The 25,803-nt window shown below is 70.8% G+C and carries 29 protein-coding genes and 3 pseudogenes; 20 read left to right on the top strand and 12 right to left on the bottom strand.

The features are described 5' to 3' along the window. Positions 1-145: 145 nt before the first annotated feature. The 3 genes from ABZ078_RS31105 to ABZ078_RS31115 all read left to right on the top strand — a co-directional run bounded on the left by ABZ078_RS31105 (position 146) and on the right by ABZ078_RS31115 (position 3,051). Positions 146-703 (top strand): Clp protease N-terminal domain-containing protein, encoded by a 558-nt coding sequence (locus tag ABZ078_RS31105; RefSeq protein ID WP_356580746.1) that lies wholly within the window; start codon positions 146-148, stop codon positions 701-703. A gap of 189 nt (positions 704-892) precedes the next feature. After that, on the top strand, positions 893-1,897 hold the full coding sequence (locus tag ABZ078_RS31110; RefSeq protein WP_356580748.1) for an EamA family transporter: 1,005 nt from the start codon (positions 893-895) through the stop codon (positions 1,895-1,897). Between the two features lie 209 nt (positions 1,898-2,106). Further along, positions 2,107-3,051 (top strand): EamA family transporter, encoded by a 945-nt coding sequence (locus ABZ078_RS31115; protein ID WP_356580750.1) that lies wholly within the window; start codon positions 2,107-2,109, stop codon positions 3,049-3,051. 92 nt (positions 3,052-3,143) lie between these two features. Here the strand turns inward: ABZ078_RS31115 and ABZ078_RS31120 are convergent. Together ABZ078_RS31120 and ABZ078_RS31125 are read right to left on the bottom strand one after the other, a co-directional pair. Next, positions 3,144-3,775 (bottom strand): annotated as a pseudogene (locus tag ABZ078_RS31120) (FMN-binding negative transcriptional regulator). Then, complete coding sequence (locus ABZ078_RS31125; RefSeq protein ID WP_356580752.1) at positions 3,775-4,458, bottom strand: pyridoxamine 5'-phosphate oxidase family protein; 684 nt, start codon at positions 4,456-4,458, stop codon at positions 3,775-3,777. The pseudogene ABZ078_RS31120 and the gene ABZ078_RS31125 overlap by 1 nt, the downstream one beginning before the upstream one ends. Before the next feature lie 35 nt (positions 4,459-4,493). Between ABZ078_RS31125 and ABZ078_RS31130 the strand changes: the two genes are divergently transcribed. After that, complete coding sequence (locus ABZ078_RS31130) at positions 4,494-5,825, top strand: aminotransferase class I/II-fold pyridoxal phosphate-dependent enzyme (protein ID WP_356580754.1); 1,332 nt, start codon at positions 4,494-4,496, stop codon at positions 5,823-5,825. Positions 5,826-5,870: 45 nt separating this feature from the next. On the opposite strand, the gene ABZ078_RS31135 is transcribed toward ABZ078_RS31130, so the two are convergent. After that, positions 5,871-6,818: a DMT family transporter gene (locus tag ABZ078_RS31135; RefSeq protein ID WP_356580756.1), complete on the bottom strand. Its 948-nt coding sequence runs from the start codon at positions 6,816-6,818 to the stop codon at positions 5,871-5,873. Between the two features lie 74 nt (positions 6,819-6,892). Here ABZ078_RS31135 and ABZ078_RS31140 point away from each other — a divergent pair, with 74 nt between their 5' ends. Next, complete coding sequence (locus ABZ078_RS31140; RefSeq protein WP_356580758.1) at positions 6,893-7,795, top strand: LysR family transcriptional regulator; 903 nt, start codon at positions 6,893-6,895, stop codon at positions 7,793-7,795. Between the two features lie 32 nt (positions 7,796-7,827). On the opposite strand, the gene ABZ078_RS31145 is transcribed toward ABZ078_RS31140, so the two are convergent. Beyond that, on the bottom strand, positions 7,828-8,295 hold the full coding sequence (locus tag ABZ078_RS31145) for a pyridoxamine 5'-phosphate oxidase family protein (RefSeq protein ID WP_356580760.1): 468 nt from the start codon (positions 8,293-8,295) through the stop codon (positions 7,828-7,830). Between the two features lie 137 nt (positions 8,296-8,432). On the opposite strand from ABZ078_RS31145, the gene ABZ078_RS31150 reads away from it, so the two are divergent. After that, positions 8,433-9,074, top strand: coding sequence for a cysteine hydrolase (locus ABZ078_RS31150; RefSeq protein ID WP_356580762.1), 642 nt, complete (start codon positions 8,433-8,435; stop codon positions 9,072-9,074). Here the strand turns inward: ABZ078_RS31150 and ABZ078_RS31155 are convergent. Further along, positions 9,061-9,549, bottom strand: a complete 489-nt coding sequence (locus ABZ078_RS31155) for a Rieske (2Fe-2S) protein (RefSeq protein ID WP_356580764.1) — start codon at positions 9,547-9,549, stop codon at positions 9,061-9,063. The two genes, ABZ078_RS31150 and ABZ078_RS31155, sit on opposite strands and share 14 nt — an antisense overlap. A gap of 189 nt (positions 9,550-9,738) precedes the next feature. After that, positions 9,739-10,314: a dihydrofolate reductase family protein gene (locus ABZ078_RS31160; RefSeq protein WP_356580766.1), complete on the bottom strand. Its 576-nt coding sequence runs from the start codon at positions 10,312-10,314 to the stop codon at positions 9,739-9,741. Between the two features lie 249 nt (positions 10,315-10,563). On the opposite strand from ABZ078_RS31160, the gene ABZ078_RS31165 reads away from it, so the two are divergent. Beyond that, positions 10,564-11,232, top strand: a complete 669-nt coding sequence (locus tag ABZ078_RS31165) for an HAD-IA family hydrolase (protein ID WP_356580768.1) — start codon at positions 10,564-10,566, stop codon at positions 11,230-11,232. Positions 11,233-11,640: 408 nt separating this feature from the next. After that, positions 11,641-13,917: a restriction endonuclease gene (locus tag ABZ078_RS31170; RefSeq protein WP_356580770.1), complete on the top strand. Its 2,277-nt coding sequence runs from the start codon at positions 11,641-11,643 to the stop codon at positions 13,915-13,917. 23 nt (positions 13,918-13,940) lie between these two features. Here ABZ078_RS31170 and ABZ078_RS31175 read toward each other — a convergent pair. Beyond that, a pseudogene (locus tag ABZ078_RS31175) lies at positions 13,941-14,081 on the bottom strand (IS630 family transposase); the annotation flags it as partial. 44 nt (positions 14,082-14,125) lie between these two features. Beyond that, the gene (locus ABZ078_RS31180; RefSeq protein ID WP_356580772.1) at positions 14,126-14,470 is read right to left on the bottom strand and encodes a winged helix-turn-helix domain-containing protein; all 345 of its coding nucleotides are present in this window, start codon (positions 14,468-14,470) and stop codon (positions 14,126-14,128) included. A gap of 34 nt (positions 14,471-14,504) precedes the next feature. On the opposite strand from ABZ078_RS31180, the gene ABZ078_RS31185 reads away from it, so the two are divergent. Beyond that, positions 14,505-14,717 (top strand): hypothetical protein, encoded by a 213-nt coding sequence (locus tag ABZ078_RS31185; RefSeq protein WP_356580774.1) that lies wholly within the window; start codon positions 14,505-14,507, stop codon positions 14,715-14,717. Positions 14,718-14,772: 55 nt separating this feature from the next. Here ABZ078_RS31185 and ABZ078_RS31190 read toward each other — a convergent pair. Continuing rightward, positions 14,773-14,949, bottom strand: a pseudogene (locus ABZ078_RS31190) (DUF302 domain-containing protein); the annotation flags it as partial. 178 nt (positions 14,950-15,127) lie between these two features. Here ABZ078_RS31190 and ABZ078_RS31195 point away from each other — a divergent pair. The 3 genes from ABZ078_RS31195 to ABZ078_RS31205 are packed head-to-tail and all read left to right on the top strand — an operon-like array spanning position 15,128 to position 17,650. Next, positions 15,128-16,504, top strand: coding sequence for an MBL fold metallo-hydrolase (locus ABZ078_RS31195; protein ID WP_356580776.1), 1,377 nt, complete (start codon positions 15,128-15,130; stop codon positions 16,502-16,504). A 40-nt stretch (positions 16,505-16,544) separates the two neighbouring features. Then, positions 16,545-16,904 (top strand): rhodanese-like domain-containing protein, encoded by a 360-nt coding sequence (locus ABZ078_RS31200; RefSeq protein WP_356580778.1) that lies wholly within the window; start codon positions 16,545-16,547, stop codon positions 16,902-16,904. Next, positions 16,901-17,650 (top strand): sulfite exporter TauE/SafE family protein, encoded by a 750-nt coding sequence (locus ABZ078_RS31205; protein ID WP_356580780.1) that lies wholly within the window; start codon positions 16,901-16,903, stop codon positions 17,648-17,650. The genes ABZ078_RS31200 and ABZ078_RS31205 overlap by 4 nt, the downstream gene beginning before the upstream one ends. Positions 17,651-17,690: 40 nt before the next feature. Here ABZ078_RS31205 and ABZ078_RS31210 read toward each other — a convergent pair whose 3' ends face one another. Further along, entirely contained in the window at positions 17,691-17,972 is a 282-nt protein-coding gene (locus ABZ078_RS31210; protein WP_018845516.1) for a metal-sensitive transcriptional regulator, read from the bottom strand. Between the two features lie 82 nt (positions 17,973-18,054). On the opposite strand from ABZ078_RS31210, the gene ABZ078_RS31215 reads away from it, so the two are divergent. Beyond that, on the top strand, positions 18,055-18,621 hold the full coding sequence (locus ABZ078_RS31215) for a rhodanese-like domain-containing protein (protein WP_356580782.1): 567 nt from the start codon (positions 18,055-18,057) through the stop codon (positions 18,619-18,621). A gap of 97 nt (positions 18,622-18,718) precedes the next feature. Here ABZ078_RS31215 and ABZ078_RS31220 read toward each other — a convergent pair whose 3' ends face one another. Then, positions 18,719-18,874, bottom strand: coding sequence for a hypothetical protein (locus ABZ078_RS31220; RefSeq protein ID WP_356580784.1), 156 nt, complete (start codon positions 18,872-18,874; stop codon positions 18,719-18,721). A gap of 194 nt (positions 18,875-19,068) precedes the next feature. Between ABZ078_RS31220 and ABZ078_RS31225 the strand changes: the two genes are divergently transcribed. From ABZ078_RS31225 to ABZ078_RS31235, 3 genes are all read left to right on the top strand, one after another. Continuing rightward, positions 19,069-19,413, top strand: a complete 345-nt coding sequence (locus tag ABZ078_RS31225; protein WP_356580786.1) for a hypothetical protein — start codon at positions 19,069-19,071, stop codon at positions 19,411-19,413. Positions 19,414-19,658: 245 nt separating this feature from the next. Further along, a complete protein-coding gene (locus tag ABZ078_RS31230) occupies positions 19,659-20,423 on the top strand; it encodes a HipA family kinase (RefSeq protein ID WP_356580788.1) in 765 nt (254 codons plus the stop codon). Beyond that, on the top strand, positions 20,420-20,836 hold the full coding sequence (locus ABZ078_RS31235) for a DUF3037 domain-containing protein (protein WP_356580790.1): 417 nt from the start codon (positions 20,420-20,422) through the stop codon (positions 20,834-20,836). Before ABZ078_RS31230 ends, ABZ078_RS31235 begins: the two co-directional genes overlap by 4 nt. A gap of 35 nt (positions 20,837-20,871) precedes the next feature. Here ABZ078_RS31235 and ABZ078_RS31240 read toward each other — a convergent pair whose 3' ends face one another. Continuing rightward, positions 20,872-21,357: an excalibur calcium-binding protein gene (locus ABZ078_RS31240; protein ID WP_356580792.1), complete on the bottom strand. Its 486-nt coding sequence runs from the start codon at positions 21,355-21,357 to the stop codon at positions 20,872-20,874. Between the two features lie 297 nt (positions 21,358-21,654). On the opposite strand from ABZ078_RS31240, the gene fabG reads away from it, so the two are divergent. From fabG to ABZ078_RS31260, 4 genes are all read left to right on the top strand, one after another. Beyond that, positions 21,655-22,416, top strand: coding sequence for a 3-oxoacyl-ACP reductase FabG (fabG, locus tag ABZ078_RS31245; protein ID WP_356580794.1), 762 nt, complete (start codon positions 21,655-21,657; stop codon positions 22,414-22,416). A gap of 18 nt (positions 22,417-22,434) precedes the next feature. Next, positions 22,435-23,196 carry an SDR family oxidoreductase gene (locus tag ABZ078_RS31250; RefSeq protein ID WP_356580796.1) on the top strand — a complete coding sequence of 254 codons (762 nt, stop codon included), beginning with the start codon at positions 22,435-22,437 and terminating at the stop codon, positions 23,194-23,196. A gap of 189 nt (positions 23,197-23,385) precedes the next feature. Beyond that, positions 23,386-24,966 (top strand): ABC transporter substrate-binding protein, encoded by a 1,581-nt coding sequence (locus tag ABZ078_RS31255; RefSeq protein ID WP_356580798.1) that lies wholly within the window; start codon positions 23,386-23,388, stop codon positions 24,964-24,966. Between the two features lie 138 nt (positions 24,967-25,104). After that, positions 25,105-25,788: a uracil-DNA glycosylase gene (locus ABZ078_RS31260; RefSeq protein WP_356580800.1), complete on the top strand. Its 684-nt coding sequence runs from the start codon at positions 25,105-25,107 to the stop codon at positions 25,786-25,788. Positions 25,789-25,803 lie beyond the last annotated feature (15 nt).

Raw genomic sequence — 25,803 nt, forward strand, 5'->3', positions numbered from 1 at the left:
GGGCGCGCGCCCGCCTTTTCCGGATCCTCGGCGTGATCTCCTCCCTGAGGAGGAGATCCAGTCGGCCGAGTCCACTCTCTGTGGGACGGGAGAATGCTTCCCCTCGGGGATGACCCCGCTCGACGTGGCTGATGGGGTAGGGGATGTGCAACCCCGTATTCCCCGGCAGTCGGCCCAGGAGCAGGACTGCCGGCGCCCGGACGCCGCGGCGGACGATGCCAGGCTCAGCGACGAGCTCGCATCGGTGATCGCCGGTGCCCGCCGCCGGGCGATCAGGGACGGGGACCGGCAGATCGACACGGCCCATCTGTTGCACTCGCTGCTGGAACACGACCCGGATGTGTACGCCGTCTTCGGCGACGGCCCCCACGTCGCCCGCCTTCTCGGCTACCTCGTGCAGCGCACCATCGGCTACGGCCTGCGCTGGCAGGGCACCGTCGAGGACTCCGGTGCCGTGCCCGTGCTCTCGGACGGGGAGGGCTTCTCCCCACTGGCCGCGATCTCCATGGAACATGCCCACCGACGAGCCGCCCGCCGTGGCGATGTCCGGGCCCGCGGCGTCGACCTGCTCGCGGCGATCGTGGAAGACCCTGAGGCGCGGGCGGTCGAGGTGCTCGAACGCGCGGGGATCGAGGCGGGCGCGCTGCGCGCACGGATCGACGAGCACCGGGACGAGTACGTCGCCGGCGACACCGCCCGCTGAGCGCTGAGCCCCTTGGGTTCGTGGGTCCGTTGGGTTCGTGGGCCCGCTGGGTTCGTGGCCCGCTGGGTTCGCCGGGCCCGAGCGCCCGCATGTCGGTGCCACCTGTCCGGCTGTGCCCCGCCCCCGCCCTGTCCACTCGGCGAGACAGGTGTCATAGGGGATGACGCTCATGTCATCGCCTGTCATCATGTGCCGGTGCGTATCTCTCAGAGCAGTCAGGCCGGTCGCGGCAAGGGCGTCGCGCTCGGGCTGGCGATCGGGTCCGCGGTCGCCTTCGGAGGGTCCGGTGTCGCGGCGAAGCCGCTGATCGAGGCGGGGCTCGACCCGCTCCACGTGGTGTGGCTGCGCGTGGCCGGCGCCGCCCTCGTGATGCTGCCGCTCGCGGTGCGCCACCGTGCGCTGCTGCGCGACCGTCCCGCGCTGCTCGCCGGGTTCGGTCTGCTCGGCGTGGCCGGCGTCCAGGCCTGCTACTTCGCCGCGATATCCCGGATCCCGGTCGGCGTCGCGCTGCTCGTCGAGTACTTCGCACCCGCCCTCGTCCTCGGCTGGGTGCGGTTCGTGCAGCGTCGGCCGGTGACGCGTGCCGCCGCGCTCGGCGTGGTCCTCGCGGTCGGCGGCCTCGCCTGCGTCGTCGAGGTCTGGTCGGGACTGAGCTTCGACGCCCTCGGGCTGCTCCTCGCACTCGGCGCCGCCTGCTGCCAGGTCGGCTACTTCGTCCTGTCCGACCAGGGCAGCGACTCGGGCGACGAGGCACCCGACCCGCTCGGTGTCATCGCCTACGGCCTGCTCGTCGGCGCCGCCGTCCTGACCGTCGTGGCCCGGCCCTGGAACATGGACTGGTCGGTCCTCGCCGACACCGCCCACATGAACGGCACCCCGGTCGCGGCCGCACTCCTGCTGGCCTGGATCGTCCTCGTCGCCACGGTCGTCGCCTACGTCACCGGCGTCCTCGCGGTACGACGGCTCTCACCCCAGGTCGCCGGCGTCGTCGCCTGCCTCGAAGCGGTCATCGCGACCGTCCTCGCCTGGTTCCTGCTCGGCGAGCACCTCTCGGCGCCGCAGCTCGTCGGCGGCGCGATCGTCCTGGTCGGGGCGTTCATCGCGCAGTCGTCCGCGCCCGCCAAGAGCCCCGTCGAGCCGGTGGCGAGCGGCGGACGGGAGCGCGAGTTGTCTGCCCGGGGAAACGTCACCTAGGCTGCCGGATCATGCCTTCGACACTCGTTCTTCCGCCTCCGGCCGCCTGAGGCGGGCCCTCCGGAAGCCGAGCCCCGGTGCCTGACGGGACGTGAATCCCGCGCACCGCAGGGCGCAACGGTGCTGCCCGCAGAAGAAGTCCACGGACCCCGCTGACCCGGGGCTCCTTCCCGAACTTCCGCGCATGCGCGCGTCTGCGGAGACAACTCGTGTCGAACACTGCCTCCGGCCTGCCCATCGGGCGAGGCCTTCTCTACCTGATCGTCGCCGGTGCCGCCTGGGGCACCGCGGGCGCGGCCGCCTCCCTGGTCTACCGGGCCAGTGACATGGGGCCGATCGCCCTCTCCTTCTGGCGTTGCGCGATCGGCTTCATGCTGCTGATCGCCGTCCGCCTCCTGCGTCCGCGCACGACGCGGACCGCCATCCCCCAGCCGCTGGGTCGCAGGGCACTGCGGGCCGGGGCCACGGGCGTCGGCCTCGCGGTGTTCCAGACCGCCTACTTCGCGGCCGTGGACGCCACCGGGCTCGCCGTGGGCACCGTCGTCACCCTCGGCGCCGGTCCCGTCTTCATCGCGCTCGGCGCCCGCCTGACCCTGGGGGAGCGGCTCGGTCGCGGAGGTGTGGCGGCGGTGGCCGGTGCGCTCACCGGGCTCGCCGTGCTCTCGCTCGGCGGCGGGGGCGCGACCGTCCGTCCGTGGGGTGTGCTGCTCGCCCTGGTGTCCGCGGCCGCGTACTCCGTGATGACCCTGCTGACGCGCAAGTGGGGCCGCGACGGCGGGGCCGACGCCGCCGACACGTCCGTCCGGGCCTTCGCCGTCACCAGCCTGTGCCTGCTGCCGTTCGCCCTCGCCGAGGGGATCGTGCCGCACACGGCCGAACCCGTCCGGCTCGGCTGGCTGCTCGCCTACATCGCGTCCGTCCCCACCGCTCTCGCCTACGCCCTCTACTTCGCGGGTGCGGCGGCCGTTCGGTCGGCCACCGTGTCCGTGATCATGCTGCTGGAGCCGGTCGGCGCGGCGGTGCTCGCCGTCGTCCTGCTCGGCGAACACCTGACGGCACCGACCCTCGCCGGCACCCTGCTGATGCTCGGGTCGGTCGCGGGCCTCGCCGTGGCGGAGACACGCGGGGCGAGGCGGCAGCCGTTGCCGGCGTGACAGCGAGGGGCCCCGCACCGCGTGGGTGCGGGGCCCCGGCGCCTCGTCACCGACAGCACCGAGGGGCCATCCCACCCCGGGGCTCCCTTCGCTCAACCCCCGCGCCGCCGCAGCAGATGCTCGCGTGCCCCCGCGTCGCGCGGACCGCACCGCTCCGCCAGGCGGGCCGCGATCCTGCCCTGGACCTCCTCGGTCCGGTGACCCGCGTACTTGAACTTCGCCCGTACCTCTGGCACTTCGAGCCGCACCCCACGGATCCCGGACAGCATGCGGCCGTACGGCAGCCCGCCCACCGCGACCCGCGCCGAGCCGCCCTCCGGCTGGAAGTGGCCGACCTGGCGGTTGCGCAACTCGGCCTTCTCGGCCGGGTCGTCCACACATGGGCCGGCGCCGCAGTTGGACGGCGGCGTAGAAGCTGGCCGGCGTGCCGTGCTCAGACGGTTCCTCCGGGGCCGCCTGCCACGGGCCGGGCACAGACACGTAGTCGTCGACCACGCTCAGGACGACCTCGGGGTTCGCCAGTAGCGCCGGCCACATCGGACGGGGGCGGGCCAGATGCGTGACGGCCTCGCCGCGCCCGGCGTCGTAGGCGAAGCGCAAGGGCCGCACATACGGTGGCTCGCCCCCGACGCCGTTGACGACCGAGCTGCCCGAAGTCGTGGACGGCCGGCCACCGCTGCCACTCGGCGTCGTCGCCGGGCGCGTCCCAGGGACGGATCGGCATCACTGGGCCCCGAGGTACTCGGGGAGCTTCGTGCCGGGGGCCAGTGCCGGGTCCCCGACCGGCGTCTCGTAGCCCTTGCGCAGCGGGACGACGCCGGCCCAGTGGGGGAGGGCGAGGTCCTCGGGCTCGTCGTTCACGCCGCCGGTGCGGAGCTTGGCGGAGACCTCGTTCAGGTCGAGGCGGATCACGGCGGTGGCGGCCAGCTCCTTCTTGTTCGCGGGGCGGGAGTCGGCCGACCGGCCGGGCACCACGTGGTCCACCAGGGCGTCGAGGGCGACCCGCTTCTCCTCGGGGTCCGTCACCTCGTACGCCGTGCCGTGCACCACCACGGACCGGTAGTTGATCGAGTGGTGGAAGGCCGAGCGGGCCAGGATCAGCGCGTCGACGTGCGTGACCGTCAGACACACCGGCAGCCCCGGGTCGGCCTGGCCGGTCATCCGCAGTGGGCGCGAGCCCGTCGAGCCATGGATGTAGAGCGTCTCGCCGACCCGGCCGAACAGCGTGGGCAGCACGACCGGCGCGCCGTCGCGCACGAAACCGAGATGGCAGACGTAGGCCTCGTCGAGTATCGCGTGCACCAACTCCTTGTCGTACGACGCCCGTTGCGCGGAGCGGGTGGGGACGGTGCGGTCGGTCGGCGTGTAGGCGGCGGTCGGCGACGTCGGCTGCTGGGTCCCCTGCATTGCGTCCTCCATTGCACTAGTGCATAATTTGGTTTGTGCTAGGAGGATATCGGATCGAAGGTCGCCGCGCAGCCGAGATCGCGGCGAGCGTCGAGCGTGCGGTGGGAGTCGGCGAGCTGGAGCCGGGGCAACTGCTCCCGCCCATACGCGAGTTGGCGGTCGAGCTGGGGGTGAATCCCAACACGGTCGCCGCCGCGTATCGCATCCTGCGGGAGCGCGGGGTGATCGAGACCGCCGGCCGCCGGGGGAGCCGGGTGCGGCCCAGGCCGGCCACGACCGGGCGCGAGTACGTCCGGGTGGAGGTGCCCGAGGGCGTCCGTGACGTGGCGAGCGGTAACCCCGACCCGGCGCTGCTGCCGTCGCTGGCCAAGGCGTTCGCGGCCGCGGCCGAACAGGGCGACCGGGAGCCGGTGCTGTACGGAGACGACCCCGTGGAGCCGGAGCTGGCGCGGATCGCGCGAGCCGCCCTGGATGCCGACGGGGTGCCGGACGGGCCCCTCGCCGTCACCTCCGGTTCCCTCGACGCCATCGAGCGCGTCCTCGCGGCCCACCTCAAACCCGGCGACACCGTCGCCGTCGAGGACCCCGGCTGGGGCAGCCTGCTGGACCTGGTCCCGGCGCTCGGCCTGCGCATCGCCCCCGTCGGCGTCGACGACGAAGGACCACTGCCCGACGACGTACGGCACGCCCTCGCCGCAGGGGCACGCGCCCTGATCGTCACCGACCGCGCGCAGAACCCCACCGGCGCCGTGGTGAGCGCCACGCGCGCGCGTGCCCTGCGCTCGGTGCTCCTGGAGTACCCGGAGATCCTGCTGATCGAGGACGACCACGGTCACGGGATCGTCGACCTGGCCCTGCGTCCCCTGGCCGGCGTCACCCGCAGTTGGGCCTTCGTCCGCTCGGTCGCCAAGGCGTACGGGCCGGACCTGCGGCTTGCCGTGCTCACCGGGGATCCCGTCACCCTGGATCGGGTGCGCGGTCGGCAGCGCCTCGGGCCCGGCTGGGTGAGCCGGCTGGTGCAGCGGGCCGTGGTGCGGCTGTGGAGCGGCGACGTCCTGGTTCCGGCGGAGGTGGCGGCGACGTACGGCTCGCGCCGTGACCTGCTGCTGCGAGCCCTGGCCGAGCGCGGGGTCGAGGCGCAGGGGCGCAGCGGCATGAACGTCTGGATCCCGGTGCCCGACGAGACGGGCGCCGTGGCCCGTCTGCTGCACGCCGGCTGGGCGGTCGCCCCTGGGATCCGCTTCCGGACGAGCGCACCACCCGGAATCAGGATCACCGTCTCGACGCTCACCGAGGAGGAGACGGGCCCCCTGGCGGACGCGGTGGCGGCGGCGGTGGGCACGGGCCCGGCGAGGAGCTACAGGTGAACACCTGCCACGCCGACCGACCCACCGACCTGATCCCTCCCCCCGTCATGCGCCACCAGGTGTCTTTCGCCGCACCTGAGTAAGGGCCGCACCCGCCAGTACGATCACCGCCCCCACCGGCGTCGACCAGGCCAGCGACTCGCCCAGCAGGGCAACCCCCGCGGCCGTCGCGATGACCGGAATGAAGTACGTGACCATCTGAGCCGTGGTCGGCCCGACCTCGGCGACCAGTCCGTACTGCAAAAGTACGGCGAGCCCGGTCCCGAGCGCACCCAACGCCACGATCGCCAGGAGCGGCAGCGGCGAGAACCGCGTCGGCAGGGAGGTGAACAGCGGTGTGACGACGGCCAGTTGACCCGTGGCCAGCAACAACTGCGCTCCCGTCAGCGACAGATGCGAGTCGCCCGAGCCGGCCAGCGTGCGGCGGACGTAGATCCAGCCGATCGGGTAGCTCAGCGAGGCCAGCAATGCCATCGCCGTGCCCGTGGCATCCAGCCCGTGAAAACCCTGCCATGCCCCGAGCACCGTCAGCACACCGAGGAAGCCGATGCCGAGCCCCGCGACCCTGACGCGGGTCGGCCGGTCCTCCGAGAGGGCGACCAGCGACAGGGCCATGCCCCACAGCGGCGAGGTCGCGTTGCAGATCCCCGCCAGCGTGGACGGGATCGTCAGCTCGGAGTACGCGAACAACGAGAACGGCAGCGCGTTCAGCAGGAACGCGGCGACCGTCAGATGCCCCCAGGTGCGCACCCCGCGCGGCAACCGCTCCCGCCTCACCGCCATCGCGACCGCCAGGACCGCCGTACCGAACACCAGCCGCCCGAGCGTGACCTGGAAGGGGGCGTAGCCCTCGGTGCCCACCTTGATGAGCAGGAAGCTGAAGCCCCAGATCAGGGAGAGCGCGGCGAACCGCACACGCCAGTCGAGGCGGGCGCGGGGGCGAGGAGGGGCGGTGGCTTCGGCCGGGGCGCGGCAGGCGGTGGCGGTGGTCATGGCAGCAACCATGCGGCAAACGATCTCGTAGCACAAGCGAGATTTTGTCCCCCGTATCTCGTAGTATTGCTTACATGTTGAATCTGGAGCGCCTGCGCACCCTCGACGCCCTCGCCCGGCACGGCTCGGTCAGCGGCGCGGCCGAGGGGCTGCACATCACCACCTCCGCGGTGTCGCAGCAGATGTCCAAGCTGGAGCGCGAGGTCGGCCAGCAGCTCCTCGCCAAGAACGGCCGGGGGGTGCGGCTCACCGACGCCGGCCGACTGCTCGCCGAGCATGCCGCGCGCATCCTGTCGCAGGTCGAGCTGGCCCAGTCCGAACTGGAGGCGCAGCGCGGACAGGTGGTCGGCGAGCTGCGGCTGGCCGCCTTCCCCACCGCCCTGCGGGGGTTGTTCCCCGCCGCGCTCACGGCGCTGCGGGCCGACCATCCGGCGCTGCGTCTGCGGTCACGAGAGCTGGAGCCCGAGTACGGGGTCGACGCGGTGATCCGGGGCGACGCCGACCTGGCCGTCGTCCTCGACTGGTACAACAAGCCCCTGCCCATGCCGGAGGGGCTCGCCAAGGCAGCGATTCTCGACGACCGCGTGGAGATCGCCATGCCCGAGGGGCACCCGCTCGCCGACCGGCGCGAGGTCGCCCTGGAGGACTTCGCGGACGACGAGTGGGTCGCCTGGCCCGAGGGCGCGTTCTGCCACGAGTGGCTGGTGTACACGTTGCGCACCAAGGGCATCGAGCCCCGCATCGCCCACCGCGCCGAGGAGCACCACACCCAACTCGCGCTGGTCGCCGCCGGGTTGGGGGTCTGCGTGGCGCCCCGGCTGGGCCGCGACCCGATGCCGCTCGGGGTGCGGGCCGTGCCGGTGCGCGACCGGGTCCACCGGTACGTGTACGCGGTGTGGCGCGCGGACGCCGACCGCCGCCCGTCGATCCGGGCGGCGGTCGAGGCGCTGCGGTCAGCTGCCGAGAAGGTCGGCTGAGGCGTCCCCCGCGACGAGGCGCGGCATACCGGTCACACCGCTCCCAGCTTCCGGAAGTCCCAGGACACGATCTTCTCGGGCGTCAGCCGCATCCACGCGTGCCGGCCGTCGTGCGGCATCTCGTCGAGGCCGAAGTTCTTGCGGGCGAACAGCGTCTCGGGGACGTCGAGTTCGGCGCGCAGCTCGCCGACGCGCGGGATCTCGCCCACGAACTCGACGGTGCCGGACAGCTCGACGCCGCGCAGCTGCTCGTACTCCTCACCCGTGTCGACGACGATCGCGACCCGCGGATCGCGGCGCAGATCGGCCCACCGCTTGCTGCGAACGACCGAGTACAGCCACAGCGAGGTGCCGTCCCAGGCGAACCACAGGGCGCTGACATGCGGGAAGCCGTCGGCGGACACCGTGGCGACCCGGCAGGTGCGCTGGCTGGTGAGGAACTCGTCCAGCTCACCGGGCGTCATCATGATCTTGCGGCCCCGGCGCTGAGTGACGGTCATACGGCCCCCTCTTCTCCCACGTCGTGCCAGAGGAGAGATCCTCTGACATCACGTCAGAAAAGGATGAGTCGTCTTCCGTCCGCACGCAATGGTGGCTACGCTCGCCGGCCCACGCCGCCGTCGGCCCAGGGGGATCCATGCCGTCGTACGCCGAACTCCTCGACCCCGTGACCACCGTCCTGCTCACCGTCGAGTGCCAGCAGGGCGTCGTCGGCCCCGGCAGCGCGCTGCCCGAACTCGCCGAGGAGGCAAGGGAGTCGGGCGCCCTCGGCAACGTGGCACGGCTGGTGGCCGCGGCCCACGAGACCGGGGTCCAGGTGATCCACGCGATCGCCGAACGCCGCCCCGACGGTCGGGGCGCCAACCACAACGCCCGCCTCTTCCGCGCCGCCGCACGGCTCCCCGTCCAGCAGTTGCCCGGTACCGAGGCGGTCCGCGTGGCGGCGCCGATCGAGGTCGCCGAGGAGGACCTGGTCGTACGACGGCTGCACGGTCTGTCGCCGATCCAGGGCACCGACGTCGACGCGCTGCTGCGCAACCTGGGCTGCCGCACGCTCGTGATCACCGGCGTCTCGGCCAACGTGGCCGTCCCCAACGCGGTGTTCGACGCCGTCAACCGCGGCTACACGGCCGTCGTGCCCACGGACGCCATCGCGGGGGTGCCCTCCGACTACACCCCCGCGATGATCCGCAACACCCTCGCATTGGTCGCCACGGTCGCGACCACGGACGAGGTGCTGGGCTCCTTCAGGCGTCCGCCTCGCGTCACGCGAGCGTGATCGAGTCCCCCGACACGCTGATCTGCTTGGCGGCCAGCGGCTCGGTCGCGGGCCCCTTCTTCACGCTGCCGTCGAGGACCGAGAACTGGCTGCCGTGACAGGCGCAGGAGAGGGTGTCCTCCTTGAGGTCCGTCATCGGACAGTTCCGATGGGTGCAGATCGTCGAGAATGCCTTGAAGTCGCCCGCCGCCGGCTGCGAGACCACCACCTTCTCGTCGCTGAACACCTTGCCGCCGCCTTCCGGGATGTCGGCGGTCTTCGCGAGCGCCGCACCGCCGCCGGCGCCCGCCTCGGGCGACGAGCCGCCCGCTTCGGTCGACGCACCGCCGCCGGCGCCCTGTTCGGTGGACGAACCGGACGCGTCGTCGTCCGACCCGCACGCGGTCAGCGCAACGGCGAGCCCCGCCGCGCCGACCGCCGCCACGACGGTACGGCGGTTGGGGCCCGACACCGGCTGAACTGATTCGCTGGTCATGCTGACGTTCCTTCCGCGGATTCGTGATCTGCCGAGAGGTACGGTCCTTCGGGACCGGCTGTTCAGACGCTGTCGAAATCCTGACCCGGTCCGGCGAAGAGGTGGGTAAAGCGGACCTGTCGGTTCCCTGTCGGGGGCTGTCGATGTGCTGTCGCTGCCGCCGCCGCGGCCGCCGGTCAGCCGTACTGGTCAATGGAGGGTGGGTCGGTAGATGAGCTCTTGGATGCGGCCGTCGAGCGTCCGGCTCTCGATCAGCTCCAGGTCGAAGTCGGCCGCACCCCGGAAGATCGGGTCCAGCCCGCTCTGACCGGTGATGACAGGGAAGATCGTCACCTGCAAGCGGTCGACCAGGCCGGCGGCCATCAACGCGCGGTTCATCGACAGGCTGCCGTGCGAGCGCAACGGCACGTCGGACTCCTCCTTGAGCCGGGCGACGACGTCCACGGCGTCACCGCTCACGACGGTCGCGCTCGGCCAGTCGAGGGGGCCTTCCAGCGTCGTCGACACCACCGTCGCCGGCAGGTTCCTCATCCGCGTGACCCATGGGTCACGCACGTCCGACTCCTCGGTGCTCGCGGCCAGCATCCGCGCGAACGCCCGATACGTGTGGGCCCCGAAGACCATCCGCTGCTCCTCGCCGTACAAGGCAAGGCGATGGTCGAGCAACTCGGGGCCTTGCTTGCCCCAGTAGCCGGTCCAGTCGGCGCCGGCGGCGCCGTAGCCGTCGAGGCTGGAGAAGACGTCGAAGGTGTAGGCAGCGGTCATGGCGTTCTCCTCGGGTGCGGTTGACCGGTGCGGTTGACCGGTGCGGTTGACCGGTGTGGGTCCAGGCCGGTGATCTTCTCCGCGTGAGCTGCGGAGACCATCACACCCACCCATAGACCGAGCACGCATCCGGAACTCATCGGTACAACACCCCGGCCATACCAAGGAAACGCCCAGATCACAGCCATCTGCGCCGTGCTTTGAAGGCTGTCCCGCGATCGCCTGTTCGCTGCCTGGCATGATCGACGGGTGACCAGTGAACCTGCGCGGCCGGGCCGCGTGAAGTACGTCCTGTTCGACGTCGACGGCACGTTGATCGACGCGGTGGGCAACCAGCGCAAGGTGTGGGGAACCTGGGCGGAGCGGTACGGGCTGGATCCGGACGGGGTCTATGAGGTGGCTCTGCGGACGCGGCCGATGGAGACGTTCGCGCAGGTCGCTGCGGACCGAGATCCGCACGAGTGCCTGGCGATGCTGCATGAGCTCGAGGACGAAGACGTCCGATCCGGTGTCTATGCGGCCTTCGACGGCGCCTCGGAGCTGCTGCGCGGCCTGCCACTGGGGTCCTGGGCGCTGGTGACCTCGAACTACGAGCACCGGGTGCGCGGCCGTTTCCTGCGGACGGGCCTGCCGGTGCCGGGCGTGATCGTGGACGCCGCCGCTGTCGAGGAGGGCAAGCCCTCTCCCGTCCCGTATCTGCTGGCCGCTGAGCGGCTCGGAGCCGAGCCGGGAGACTGCCTGGTCATCGAGGACGCCCCGTCCGGGGTGCGGTCCGGGCTGCGCGCCGGGATGACGGTGTGGGGGGTGAACGCCGTCGCCGCGGTGGAGGGCGTGCATCGCCACTTCGTCAGTCTGCGGGAGGCGGTTCCTCACATCCTGGCTTTCGCGTCCGGCCGTGACGGGAAGGCCGCAGCCTGAGCCCGTGCGTTGACGCCGGGTATCACGGGGTGACCTTCGGGTGGCCGGTGTGATCACGGCATCCGAACAAGCCTCCCGGGACGCGCGGCCTCCGACCGGCCGTGGGCAAGTTCTCACCGGTTTGGCGGTAGACCTCGGGCTGGTTGCCGTGTGCCGCTGCTGTACCGCAACCGGGTTCCGCCGACCTCGCTGCCGACAAACCAGGCGGTGGCATCCTGCCGGCGATCGTACCCAGCATGATCTTCGAAGGCGGCGACCCACTCTCCTTCCAGTACGGCCGAGCAAGCATCCGAAGTATTGCCAACATGACTCAAACCGGTGGCAGCACTGGACACTTGAGGCCATCATTGACGGCACTCGTGATGCTCCGCATCACATGCTCAACCATCTCTAGCGGGAGCCCCATTCATGCCACAAGCGCTCGAGTCAGACGGCGGAGACTTCCCCACCCCTCTCCCGTGGCTGGCCCGGGCCGGTACGGCCCCCTATATTCCGGGTCACTTCTCCGAGCTCATAGACAACCTCACGGCTCTGTTGAAGGACATCGACGCCGATCCCCTGGTGGACCGAACGTTCACCTGGCCAGGTGCCGCCTCTCCTGTCCCACTGCGTCAGGTGCTCCACTACATGGGGAACTGCGGCCTGTTCACGCGGGAGGGCCGTCCGTCGCGTGTCCTTCTCACGCCTGAAGCCAGGCACTTCCTCGACACCGGTGAAGTCGATTACCTCACTGCTGTGCTTCACGCTCATGTCCGCTTCTTCGGCGAGACGTTGGAGGTGATCGGCGAGGGCCTCACCTACGACGAGTTGAATCACATCGCCGTCGATAGCTATGGGCTGAACTGGAAGTCGCTCGACCAGGTTCGCCGACGAGTGCACTGGATGCGCGGCACGGGCATGGTCGAATACTGGACCAATGGAAAGATCACCCCGGCAAAGGACGGCCTGGCACTGCTGTCCCGGCTGAGCCTGGTTCGTCCAAGCGACCTGGAGTCGCAGAGACAGGCCGCCAGCCTTGCCGCGGAGCTTCCAGAACCTCCGCGTCTGCTTGCCGAGCGTCTCAACGAGATCACCGAGGAGGAGTTGCAGGCGCGCAAGCGAGTGTTGGGGTACATCGCGGGCGGAGCGAACATGGCGGCCCTCAGCCGCCTCGTCGATGCTGCGACGGACAGTCTGTCCCGCAGTGAGTTCATCCAGTTCTCCGTTGAAGTCTTCGAAGTCAGCAAGTCATCTGCTGAGCAGTCGCTCAACACTCTCCAAGGCCTCGATCTGATGGTCCAGGTGGGGCCGGACCAATTCGCGGCGACCGACCTCGCGGCGGAGTGGTTCGCCTCTGGGGAGGCCGTGGACCTCATCCGCCACCTACATCTCAACCTGACCCTGCTCGGGGAAACCCTGGACGCTTTGGAATCCGAATCCGACTCGGGCAGGTTGACCGCAATCCTGGCCGAGAGGTACCCCACGTCCGGTCTCACCCGGAAGGACGTGACGGCACGCGTCGCTCTCCTCGTGGAAGCGGGGCTCGCCGAGCGCATTGGGAATGTGACGCGCAGGACCGCGCTCGGTACGGCACTTGCCGGCTCACTTCCTCTTCAGCAACGCCACGATGCTCATCAGGACAGCGTGCTGAGCCCGGCAGGCACCGTCGCGACAGAGGACAGCCAGCGCCTTCCCCTGCCTGAGCGATTGGCGGCCGAGGTGGTGAGCTCGTCCACGGACAGTGCGAACTACCAGCGGTTCGAGCGTGCTCTGGCGGAGGCTTTCCGATACCTCGGGGCGGACGTCGAAGTGCACAGCGGACCGGCCAAGACAGACATGGTTGTCACACTGTGGCTTTCCCCGGCAAACCGACGGCGCATCGCTGTGGAAGCCAAGACGGACGGTGCCGGTCTGGTGACCGACCAGGACGTGAAATTCATGCGGCTCAGCAAGCACCGCGCCCGCCACCACGCCGACCACACCGTGCTGATCGGCCCTGGGTTCGACACTTGGGTGTCCCAGGAGGCAGACAAGGAAGGCGTGGCAGTACTGACGGCCAAGCAGCTCGCAGAGGCAGTCGTCCGCCACTCCGACACCCCCCTCTACCCACACGAACTCGTCGCCTTGCTTCTCGCAGGCCAAGCCGACGCACTCGAGCACACTTGGAGCGAGACGGAACGGCGGACCGAAGCACTGGCGCTCGTGGTCAACGCCATGTGGAAGAGTGCGAACGATCCTGCCGACATCGAGTTCGGTGCCGGCGCGCTGGACGTACGAGACATCTGGCGTGAGACGAAGGCATCGCTGGAGACGCCGCTCGACAAGAAGGAGATCGAAGAGGCGCTGGCCTTCCTCACCAGTCCCTGCGTCGCAGGCGTGCTTGAACGAGGCGGCGATCACGCGATCACGGCACCACCGGAACTGATCGCTTTGCGGCTACGCTCACTGGCTTCGGCGATCGAGACGAAGGCCGTCGGTACGGACTCACCATGGAACACCCCGGCGAATGCGATCGCAGCGTCCTCCAGCTCCCTGCCGGATGGCCTACCAGAGCCCACCCCATCCTCGAACGACATCGAGCCAGCGCAAGTACGCGCCTGGGCCAAGGCCGAGGGCCGACCGGTGAACACCCGAGGTCGACTCCCTGAGTCACTGATCAGGGAGTACAGGCGGGCCCACGGCTTGTCGACCGATCGAGACGGCTGACACGGCACTGTCTTGAAAGCGTGAAAGGAGAAGCTCCTATGTCCGTCGCGCCTGCCGTCGTCCCGTCGTGGCCGGTGGATCAGCCGGGAACGGTGGCCGGGTCTGTAGCAGGTCAGTGCGGCGTTGGACACCCGTCTGCGGGAACGGCCGCGGACCCGCCCCACCGGAGTCCGGCCGCGTTGGGATCAGGTCTTCGCCTGCGGCGGCGTCACGCAGAATCCGGCTCCGCCCTCGAAGACGAGCCAGGCTCCACGGGCCGCCGTGAGCCTTCGGCGCGAGGCCATACCTCCTTGACCCACCCCGTGACGGCGTCGTCGTCCCGCTCCGTCGTGCGTCGGGCAGGCACCTGGCAGGACCAGCCGTTGCGTACCAGCAGCTTCCGCGCGCCCTGGATGGTGTAGGTCAGGTGGAAGCGCCGGCCGATCACCGTCCTGACCCGTGCCGGCGTCCACCGCTGGTCCTCCCAGCCGTGCGCCGCCGGTGCCTTGGCCAGCTCAGCCGCCCCCTTGCGGATACCGCATGCCCCGGTGATACCGCGGCGACCCGGTGCCACGCGCCGGGGGCTGCTGGCTCTCGCGCACAGCCGTGTGGCGGACTCGCTGGTCTTCCCGCCGCCGGCGGCCCTGCTCGATGTCGGGGGACTGTGGCTGCTGTACCGCACAGGACTGTTCGCGGCCATGCGGCATGAGCCGTGGCTGCACGCCGCAGTGCAGTCCTGGCCGTCGGACCGCTGTTCACCTTCGCCGTCAGCCAGTTCGCCCCCGTACGCCGCCGCCGGAGCCCGGTCCTGCGCGGGATGACCCTGCCGGCCGCCGGCGCCGCGCACTCCGTGCTCGCCAAGTCCCTGTACGCGGAGATCAGGTAGTCCTCCATGTCGTGGCCGAGCTTGGCCTTGAGGGTGGCGTTGACGTCGATCTCGGTGAGGACTCCGAAGCCCTGGTCGTGGTCGGCCAGGGCTGTGCGGACGGCGGTGACGGCGGTGACGGCGGTGTCGAAGTCGGCGTCGAGGCGGACGGTGCGGTCGTAGGACACGGACACTCCCCGATGGTTCGGAAAGACTCATTCCTCTATGCCCCCGCCCGGTAGCCGCGCCGGGCGCGGCGATGCCGGGGGCGGGGCGCTTTCGACCCCTGAATACCCCCCCGGGTATGACTGCTAGAGTGAGTATCCGATACCCCCCGGGGTACATCGTTCGAGAGGAGTCGTAGTCGTGTTCTTTGTCGACACCCTGGAATTCGAGGGCCTGGGCAACCGCAGCTACCTAGCCGGCGGACCCAATGCCGCGGTGGTCATCGACCCGCCGCGCGACATCGATCAGGTCATCGCCGCAGCGGCCCGCCGCGGGGTGCGCATCGCGTACGTCGCCGAAACCCACGTGCACAACGACTACGTCACCGGCGGCCTGGAGCTGGCCCGCGTCACCGGCGCCCAGTACCTGGTGCCGGCCGGGGCGCAGGTGTCCTTCGCCCGCACCCCGGTTGCCGACGGCGACACCGTGACGGTGGACGAGGATGTGGCGCTGCGCGCGATCGCCACTCCCGGGCACACCCCGCACCACACCTCTTACGCCCTGACCGAGGACGGGCGTGATGTGGCGGCGTTCACCGGCGGGTCGCTGCTGATCGGCGCGGTGGGCCGTCCGGACCTGGTCGAACCGAGGCTGACCGAGCAGCTGGCCCGCGCCCAGCACGCCTCCGCGCACCGGCTGGCCGATGAGCTGGACGACGAGGTGCCGGTGCTGCCCACGCACGGGTTCGGCAGCTTCTGTACTTCCTCGCAGGCCGAGGGGGATGCGACCACGATCGGCCAGGAGCGCAAGACCAACGATGCGCTGACCCTGGACGTGGACACCTTCGTCGCGCAGATACTCACGGGGCTGGAGGACGTGCCCGCCTACTACGCGCACATGGGCCCGGCCAACGCCGCGGGCCCCGCGCCGGTCGACCTCACCCCTCCGAAGCGTGCGGACGCCGAGGAGGTCGCCGCCCGGCTGGCCGCGGGTGAGTGGGTGGTGGACCTGCGCAGCCGCATGGCCTTCGCCGAGGGGCACGTGGCCGGGTCGTTCAACTTCGAGGGCGAGGGCAAGCTCGCCACCTACCTGGCCTGGCTGATCCCGTGGGGCAAGCCCGTCACCCTGCTCGCCGACACCGCGGAGCAGATCACCGACGCGCAGCGGGAGCTGGCCCGGGTGGGCATCGACCGCCCGGCCGCCGCCGCCACCGGCGACCCGGCCGGCTGGGTCCGCGCCGGCGAGCAGCTCGCCTCCTTCCTCCGCGCCCGCTTCGCCGACCTCGCCCAGGTGCGCGAGCGCGGCGACGACGTGGTCGTCCTGGACGTGCGCAGGGACTCGGAGCGCGCGGGCGGCTACATCGACGGCTCGGTCCACATCCCGATCCACGAGCTGCACGGCCGCATCAGTGAGGTGCCGGACGGGGTGGTGTGGGTGCACTGCGCCGGCGGGATGCGCGCGGCGATCGCCGCCTCCCTGCTCGATGCCGCCGGCCGTGACGTGGTCGCCGTCGACGACGGCTTCGACGCCGCCACCGAGGCGGGACTGACCCTCACCCGCACCGACGGCACCGACTGACACGCCCTGCCCGCACCACCTGCATGAAAGTGATCAGACGATGTTCTCGCTTCTCCGCCGCGGCCCCCGCCGCCTCACCCCGAAGCAGGCCCACCAGCGCACCAGCGACGGCCAGGCCGTGCTGCTGGACGTCCGCGAAACACCGGAATGGACAGCCGGGCACGCGCCCGACGCGCTGCACCTGCCGCTGTCCCGCCTGATGGCCGGGGCATCGCTCCCAGCCCGCGCGCAGAGCAAGCCGGTGGTGGCGATCTGCCGCTCCGGTCACCGCTCCCAGCAGGCCGCCAAGCTCCTGGCCGGCCGCGGCATCGAGGCCACCGACGTCACCGGCGGCATGACCGCCTGGGCGCGTGAGGGCCTGCCGGTCACCGGCCAGGGCGGCGGCGGTGTCATAGCGTGAGCGCGCTGATCCTGGCCCTGATCGCAGGAGCCGTGGTCGGACTCGCGCTCGGCGCGCTCGGCGGGGGCGGCAGCGTCCTGGCGGTGCCCGCGCTGATCTACCTGCTCGGCTTCACCTCGGCCGCCGCCACCACCGCCAGCCTGATCATCGTCACCGCCACCTCGCTCACCGCCCTGTACGCCCACGCCCGCACCGGCAACGTCCGCTGGAAGGCCGGCGCCCTGTTCGCCGCGGCCGGACTCCTGCCCGCCGCCGCGGCCGGAGCCGCCGCCTCCCGCGTGCCGCAACCCGTACTGACCGCCGCATTCGCCGCATTCGCTGCCCTCGCCGCCGTGAAGATGCTGCGTCCCAGCGAGACGGGCACCGGTCAGATGCCTGTGGTGCAACCGGCGAAGGCCGCCGGGACCGGCGCGGGACTGGGGGCGCTGACCGGGCTGCTCGGTGTCGGCGGAGGCTTCCTCGCCGTGCCCGCCCTGGTCACCGTGCTGGCCTTCGAGATGCAGGCCGCCGTCGGCACCAGCCTGTTGGTCATCTCGGCGAACTCCATGGCCTCACTGGCCACCCGCGGCGCCACCACCGCCGGCATCGACTGGGCGGTCATCGGCCCGTTCACCGCGGCCGCGATCCTCGGCGCCTGGGACGGCAAACGCCTGGCCGCCAAGGTCACCGGCACCCTGTTGCAGCGTATCTTCGCCATCGTGCTGCTGGCCGTGGCCGCCTTCATGTTCATCGACGCCCTCACCTGACACACCGGGCGGGCGATCAGACGCCGGCGGCGACACGGCCTCAGGCCAGAGAAAGGAACAGCTTCTCCAGCCGGGCCCGCATCTGCTCCCGGTCACCGGAAGCGGCCATGTCCGCATCGGTCAGGCAGTGCTGCAACCCCGTGGCGATGATCGCGAAACCCGCCTTGTCCAACGCCCGGGAGGCTGCCGCGAGCTGTGTGACCACGTCCTCGCAGTCCCGCCCCTCCTCAATCATCTTGATCACACCGGCGATCTGGCCCTGCGCCCGGCGCAGCCGGTTGACCACCGTCTTCAGTTCCTCAGCCGCCATCGCCAGTTCCACAACCCACACTCCTCTCCTTCGAGATACCCCCTTGGGTATCCTACCGAAGGGGTGACCGCAACCGAGCGAAGGACAATCCCCCGTGGCACCCACCACCGCCCTCACCGCCGACCAGGCCAACGCCCGCCTGAACGAGCTGACCGTCATCGACGTGCGCACCCCCGGCGAATACGCCTCCGGCCACCTGCCCGGCGCCCACAACATCCCCCTCGACCACCTCGACGTGGCCATGCCTGCCCTGAAGACCGCCGCCGCCCGCGGCGACCTCCTCGTCGTGTGCGCCTCCGGCGCCCGCTCCGCGAGCGCCTGCCGGCGCCTGGCCGAGCAGGGCATCACCGCCGCCACCCTCACCGGCGGCACCACCGCCTGGACCCAGCTGGGCCACGACACCCACCGCCCCGCCGGCACCCGCACCCCCTGGGCCATGGACCGCCAGGTCCGCCTCGCCGCCGGATCACTCGTCCTGACCGGGCTGCTCGCCGGACAGCGCTGGAGCGCGGCCCGCTGGCTGTCCGCGGGCGTCGCCGGCGGCCTGGTCTTCTCTGCCCTCACCAACACCTGCGGCATGGCCAAGATCCTCGCCAAACTCCCCCACAACCAGCCCACAGCCACCGACCTCGACGCCACCCTCGCCGCCCTGACCGGTTGACCCCACCAGGCCCCGCAAGGGCGACCGCCCGCGGTGCCATGTTGAGTCGCGAAAACGCTCGGTGGAGGCGGGCGGACGGCCGTCCCGGCGTTCGCGGTCAGTCCTCGGCACCGTCCGCGTCATCGAGTCCGGTGGCGTCCGGGTCGCGCAGCCCGCGCAGGCCCCGCCCGCCGGGACGGTGGCGCGGAAGCTGTAGCGGCCCAGGCAGTTCGAGTTCGCGTGACGCGGCCGGGAAGCCGCGCCACATCGTCATCCAGGACGTCGCACTCGCGCCGGTCGGCGGGCAGGGCCGCAGCTGCTCGACGGCGGTGTTCAGCGCAGCATGTCCGGCCAGTGATCCACTCTGATTGCGGACAGCCGTCGTAGTCGGCCTGGGATGCGGGCTCCGTCAGGGCGAGGTGTTCGGGCTGAGCCCGAAGGACATCGACTACGCGCGAGGCGTCCTCCATGTCCGGCGCCATCCAGGCGATCTGTGGAAGGCTGTACTTCGCCCTGCCGAAGGGGAAGAAGGCGCGTACCGTCGGCATGCCCTCTTCGGTGGCCGATGAGTTGAAGCGCCACGTCGAAGCGTTCCCGCCGGGGGGAGTGGAGCTTCCGTGGGGCGTCGCGGTGAACACGTGGAACACCTACACCTGGAAGCTGGCGTTGGTCGAGGCCGGCATTGTCCCACCGCGCGCCGAGGGAGCGAACCCCTGGCAGTGGGCGGCGGGCACGAAGGACGGATTCCACGTGCTGAGGCACACCTATGCCTCGATGCCTCGATCATGCCGGAGGCCGGAGAGTCGGTCGTGACCTCGGCGCGGTGGCTCGGGCACTCCTCGCCCGTGATCACCCTCGGTTACTATGCTCACTTCATGCCGGAGGCTGGAAGCGAGGGGCGCACCGCCATCGACGGACTGCTTGGGGAGCGGGGAGATCGGCCTGCCGGCCGAAACTCCCCAGATTCTCCCCTGGCTCGTTGACCGGTGATTCCCGCTGTTCCACCCCTCCCAAGTCTGCCGTGGATTGCAAGGCTGAAGAGATGGACGGCCTGGGAAGTGTTGAAAATGGTCACCGCGACCCGCTATATCGCGCCCCTGCACGAGGGTGGCTCGCTGCCGGGTCTCGTCGAGGCGGACGACTTCGGGACGTACGTCATGAAGCTCACCGGCGCCGGACAGGGCCGCAAGACGCTGGTCGCCGAGGTCGTCTGCGGTGAACTCGCCCGGCGGCTGGGCCTGCGCGTGCCCCGGCTGGCGACGGTGGAGCTCGACCCGGTGCTGGGGCTCGGCGAACCCGACCAGGAAGTGCAGGAGTTGCTCAGGTCCAGCGGCGGCGCCAACCTCGGTATGGACTTCCTCTCCGGCGCGCTCGGCTTCGACCCCCTCGCCTTCTCGGTGAGCCGCGCGGAAGCCGGGCGGATCGTGTGGTTCGACGCGCTGGTGAACAACGTCGACCGGTCCTGGCGCAACCCCAACCTGCTGATGTGGCAAGGGGAGTTGTGGCTCATCGACCATGGCGCGACGATGATCTGGCAGCACAACTGGCCCGCCGCCGAGGCGTCCGCCGCGCGCCCCTACGACGCCTCCGACCATGTCCTGCGCCCCTTCGCGCCGGACGTCGCGGGCGCCGCCGCCGAGCTGGCCCCCCTCGTCACCGAGGACCTCCTCGCCGAGGTCACCGCTGAGATCCCGGACGCCTGGCTGGCCGCCGAGCCCGGCTTCGACAGCGCGGATGACCTGCGGCGGGCCTACGCGCGACCGCTGCTGGCGCGGGCGGCCGCCGTCCATGAGCGCATCGACGGAATCGAGGGGGCCAAGTGAGCGACCGCCACTTCATCAAGGCGGGCCAGGGCGGCGACCGGCACGTCTTCGAGTACGCCCTCCTGCGCGTCGTACCCCGTGTCGAGCGCGGCGAGTGCATCAATGCCGGCGTGCTCGTGTACTGCCGCGCCAAGACCTTCGTCGGGGCGCGCACCCACCTGGACGAGGCCCGGCTGCTGGCCCTCGACCCGCAGGCGGACGTGGCCGGCGTACGGGCCGCGCTGCGCGCCGTGGAGGGGGTCTGCGCCGGTGGCGAGGCGGCGGGCCAGGCCGCGGGCGACGACGCCGGACGCCGCTTCCGCTGGCTGATCGCGCCCAGGTCCACGGTCGTGCAGCCGGGGCCGGTGCACACGGGACTCACCGCCGATCCGGCGGCCGAGACGGAGCGCCTGCTGGACCTGCTGGTGCGGTGACCGCCCCCTCGACGGCGCAACGCCCCCGCCGGGCCTCAGGTCCGGCGGCGTTTCACCAGGTAACCGGCCGTGAGCGCGGAGCCCGTCACGAAGGTCAGGCCGATGGCGACGTCCCAGCCGCTCGGCCCGGACGGGGAAGCGCCGCCCAGCCCGCCCCGCGTGCCCCGGGTCGGGGTGACGGTGGCGGGAGTCGCGGGGGCCATCGGAGTCATGGGCATCTTTGGCCGGCTGGTGGAGGAGATGTGGCCCTCGTCGCCGTCCCCGCCTCGGTCGCCCCCGTCACCGTTCCCGCCTCGGCCGCCACGACGGGGCAGCCCCTCGCAGGCGATGCCGTCGTCCGGCCCCTGATCCTCGTCGAGCCGGTCGGGATCCCTCGGGTCCGCGTTGTAGTGGGCCTGCGCGTCCTCCTGGTAGGTGAAGTCGCGGCAGTCGCTGTTGTCCTGGGCGTGAGCGGGTTCGGCGAACGGCACTGTCGCGGCGAGCGCGAACAACATGCCGACGGCACCGGTGCGACGGCGCATGGCGCGCCTCCTTTCCAGCCATCTCTGACCTCGCGCTTCGACGCTAGGGGCCCCCTCGCTCCACGGCGCGCAGCCGTAGGCCGTTCGGGTGCTCACGGCGGGGCGGCGGCGGGCGAGGACCCTGGGTGGGTGTGCCCGGTTCGCGTCGCTCGTCCGGGGAATCGATCACACGCGGCCGGTCGGCCGTTGACACCGGGTGCCAGGGCTTCTAGCGTCACGTCTGCTGAAGGTACTAAGCGGTCGCTCACCATCGGGCGTGCCGCATGAGCCGCATCTCGAGGGCGAGGAGAACCAGCAATGTCCACCACTGAGCAGCGGGTCGCCGTGGTCACCGGCGCAGCGCGCGGCATCGGCGCCGCCACCGCCGTACGACTGGCCGCCGAAGGCCGAGCGGTCGCCGTGATCGACCTCGACGAGGCCGCCTGCAAGGACACCGTGGAGAAGATCACCGCGGCCGGCGGCAAGGCGATCGCGGTCGGCTGCGACGTCTCCGACGAGGCCCAGGTCGAGGCGGCCGTCGCCCGGATCGCCGAGGAGCTCGGCCCCCCGACGATCCTGGTCAACAACGCGGGTGTGCTGCGCGACAACCTGCTGTTCAAGATGAGCGTCGCCGACTGGGACTCCGTCATGAACGTGCACCTGCGCGGCGCCTTCCTGATGTCCAAGGCCTGCCAGAAGCACATGGTGGACGCGGGCTTCGGCCGCATCGTCAACCTCTCCTCGTCCTCCGCGCTGGGCAACCGCGGCCAGGTCAACTACTCCGCCGCCAAGGCCGGTCTGCAGGGCTTCACCAAGACCCTCGCCAAGGAGCTCGGCAAGTTCGGCGTCACCGCCAACGCCGTCGCCCCCGGCTTCATCGCCACCGAGATGACCAAGGCCACCGCCGAGCGCGTCGGCATGGGCTTCGAGGACTTCAAGGCCGCTGCCGCCACCCAGATCCCGGTGGCGCGTGTCGGCGAACCGGACGACATCGCCAACGCGATCGCCTTCTTCACCGGCGAGGCGGCCGGCTTCGTCTCCGGCCAGGTGCTGTACGTCGCCGGCGGACCGCTCGACTAGGACCTGGGAGACACGGACATGACTGAACTGCCCGCACTTTCCGGCAAGGTCGCCCTCGTCACGGGCGCCAGCCGCGGCATCGGCTACGGCGTCGCCGAGGCGCTCGTCGCCCGCGGCGACCGCGTCGTCCTCACCGGCCGGGGCGAGGACGCCCTCAAGGAGGCCGTCGAGCGGCTCGGCGCCGACCGCGCCGTGTACGTGGCCGGCAAGGCGCACGACGAGGCCCACCAGGCCCTCGCCGTCGAACGCGCCATGGAGGCCTTCGGCCGGGTCGACTTCCTGGTCAACAACGCCGGTACGAACCCGGTCTTCGGGCCGATCGCCGACCTCGACCTGGGTGTCGCGCGCAAGGTCTTCGAGACCAACGTGATCTCGGCGCTGGGCTTCGCGCAGAAGACCTGGCACGCCTGGCAGAACGACAACGGCGGCGCCATCGTCAACATCGCCTCCGTCGCGGGCATCGCGCCCTCGCCGTTCATCGCCGCCTACGGCGTCAGCAAGGCCGCGCTGATCAACCTCACCCAGCAGCTCGCGCACGAGTTCGCGCCCAAGGTGCGGGTCAACGCGATCGCCCCGGCCGTGGTGAAGACCAAGTTCGCACAGGCCCTCTACGAGGGCCGGGAGGCGGAGGCCGCCGCGGCCTACCCGCTGGGCCGGCTCGGCGTGCCGTCCGACATCGGCGGCGCCGCCGCGTTCCTCACCTCGGACCAGTCCGACTGGGTCACCGGGCAGACGCTCGTGGTCGACGGCGGCATCTTCCTCAACGCCGGCGTCGGCTGACGCACGGGACCTCGACACGGGCGCCGCTGGACACGGCGGCGCCCGTGTCGGCGTTTCGGGAGATCAACGGCCCTTGACAACGCTGTCACCGCCGAGTCGAACAAGTGCTCCTGAGACGGGAGGTCAACCGGCCGGAACACTGCGGTATGTTTTGCCGACCCTTGGTATGGCAGATCGAGGAGCGTGCGCGTGTTCAACCGGATCCGACGCCTGCGGCAGGTGGCGGCCATCGCGTCCATATCGTCCCTGGTGGCGGGATGCGGCGTCCTCTCGTCCGATTCGACGGAGGAGGACGGCCCGATCGTCGTGGGGACGACGGCCGCCCCCAGCGCCCTTGATCCCGCCGCGACCTGGGACAGCTCCTGGGAACTGTTCCGGAACATCTACCAGACGCTGCTCAGCTACCCCTCCGGCTCGACCGCACCCGAGCCCGACGCCGCCGAGAGCTGCGAGTTCACCGACAGCTCGAACACGAAGTACAAGTGCGAGCTGCGCGAGGGCCTGAAGTTCTCCGACGGGAACGCCCTCGACGCGAAGGCGGTCAAGCACTCGATCGACCGGATCCGGAAGATCAACGTCAACGGCGGCCCCGCCGGTCTGCTCGGCAGCCTCGAACGGGTTCAGGTGCTGAACGACCGCGAGGTCGTCTTCCACCTCAACAGGGCCGACGCGACCTTCCCGTTCGTGCTCGCCACGCCCGCGATGTCCATCGTCGACCCCGAGGAGTACCCGGCCGACAGGCTGCGCGAGGACGGCACCGTCGTCGGGTCAGGGCCGTACACCCTCGAGTCCTACGACGAGGGCAAGCAGGCCGAACTCGTCAAGTACGGCGACTACAAGGGCTACGCGGAGCGCAAGAACGACGCGGTGACCATCCGCTACTTCCAGGACTCGCCCACCATGGTCGCCGCGCTGCGCGACAAGGAGGTCGACGTCGCCATCCGCGGCCTGGCCGCCGACGACATCGTCGACATCCAGGCCGACGACGACGATCAACTCCAGCTGATCGAGGGGTCCGGCACCGAGATCAACTACCTGGTCTTCAACCCGAAGGACCCCATGGCCGGCAAGTCGGCCGTGCGCAGGGCCATCGCCCAGGTCATCGACCGCCCGGCGATCGCCCACAAGGTCTACAAGGACACCGTCGAGCCGCTGTACTCCATGGTCCCCAAGGGCCTGACCGGGCACACCACGGGCTTCTTCGACGACTACGGCGACCCCAGCGTGAGCAAGGCCCGCGAGATCCTCGCGGAGGCGGGCATCACGGCCCCCGTCCCGCTCACCTTCTGGTACACCACCGACCGCTACGGCTCCGCCACCAAGGCGGAGTTCGAGGAGCTGAAGACCCAGCTCGAAGAGTCCGGTCTCTTCGAGATCACCCTCAAGAGCCGCCCCTGGAAGACGTACGTCGCCGGCTACCTGAAGGGCGAGTACCCGGTGTTCGGGCGTGGCTGGTTCCCCGACTTCCCGGACGCGGACAACTTCATCGCGCCGTTCGTCGGTGAGCGGAACGCGCTCGGCACGCCCTATGTGACGCCCAAGATCACCGAGACCCTGCTGCCCAACTCCCGTGCCCAGAGCGACCGGGCCGACGTGGTCAAGGACTTCGAGGAGGCCCAGCGCATCCTCGTCAACGACGCGCGCCTGCTGCCGCTGTGGCAGGGCCGGCAGTACGTCGCCGCGAGCGAGGACGTCTCCGGCGCGGAGCGGGCCCTGGACCCGTCGACGATCATGATGGTGGGCGAGCTGTACCGGAAGACCAGCTGGTAGGCACGCCCTCCGGGGCGGCCTGCCGGGATGTGCGGTCCGCGGGGCGATTGTCAGTGGTCGCCTGTAGGTTCTGAAGCCTGGAAGCGACCTCTGGTCGTGGACCGCACATCGTCTGCCGCACATCGTAAGGAAGTTGACGTGACCGACATCGCCATGCTGCCCGAGTCCTGGCGCGGGGTTCTGGGCGACGAACTGCAGCAGCCCTACTTCAAGGAGCTGACGGAGTTCGTCGAGGAGGAGCGGGCGAAGGGTCCCGTCCACCCGCCGCGCGAGGAGGTCTTCGCGGCCCTGGACGCGACGCCGTACGAGAAGGTCAAGGTCCTGATCCTCGGTCAGGACCCGTACCACGGCGAGGGTCAGGGGCACGGCCTGTGCTTCTCGGTCCGCCCCGGAGTGCGGACGCCGCCCTCCCTGCGCAACATCTACAAGGAGATGCAGGAGGAGCTCGGCCTCCCCGTCCCCGACAACGGCTATCTGATGCCCTGGGCCCAGCAGGGCGTCCTGCTGCTCAACGCCGTGCTGACGGTCCGAGGCGGCGAGGCGAACTCGCACAAGGGCAAGGGCTGGGAGAAGTTCACCGACGCGGTCATCCGGGCCGTGGCGGACCGACCCGACCCGGCGGTGTTCGTGCTGTGGGGCAACTACGCCCAGAAGAAGCTCCCGCTCATCGACGAGACGCGGCACGTGGTGGTCAAGGGAGCGCATCCCTCGCCGCTGTCGGCGAAGAAGTTCTTCGGCTCCCGCCCGTTCACGCAGATCAACGAGGCGGTGGCCCGGCAGGGCCACGAGCCGATCGACTGGCGTATCCCGAACCTGGGCTGACCTCCGCCGGGCCGG

This window comes from Streptomyces sp. NPDC006385, from assembly GCF_040612485.1.
Lineage (GTDB): Bacteria > Actinomycetota > Actinomycetes > Streptomycetales > Streptomycetaceae > Streptomyces.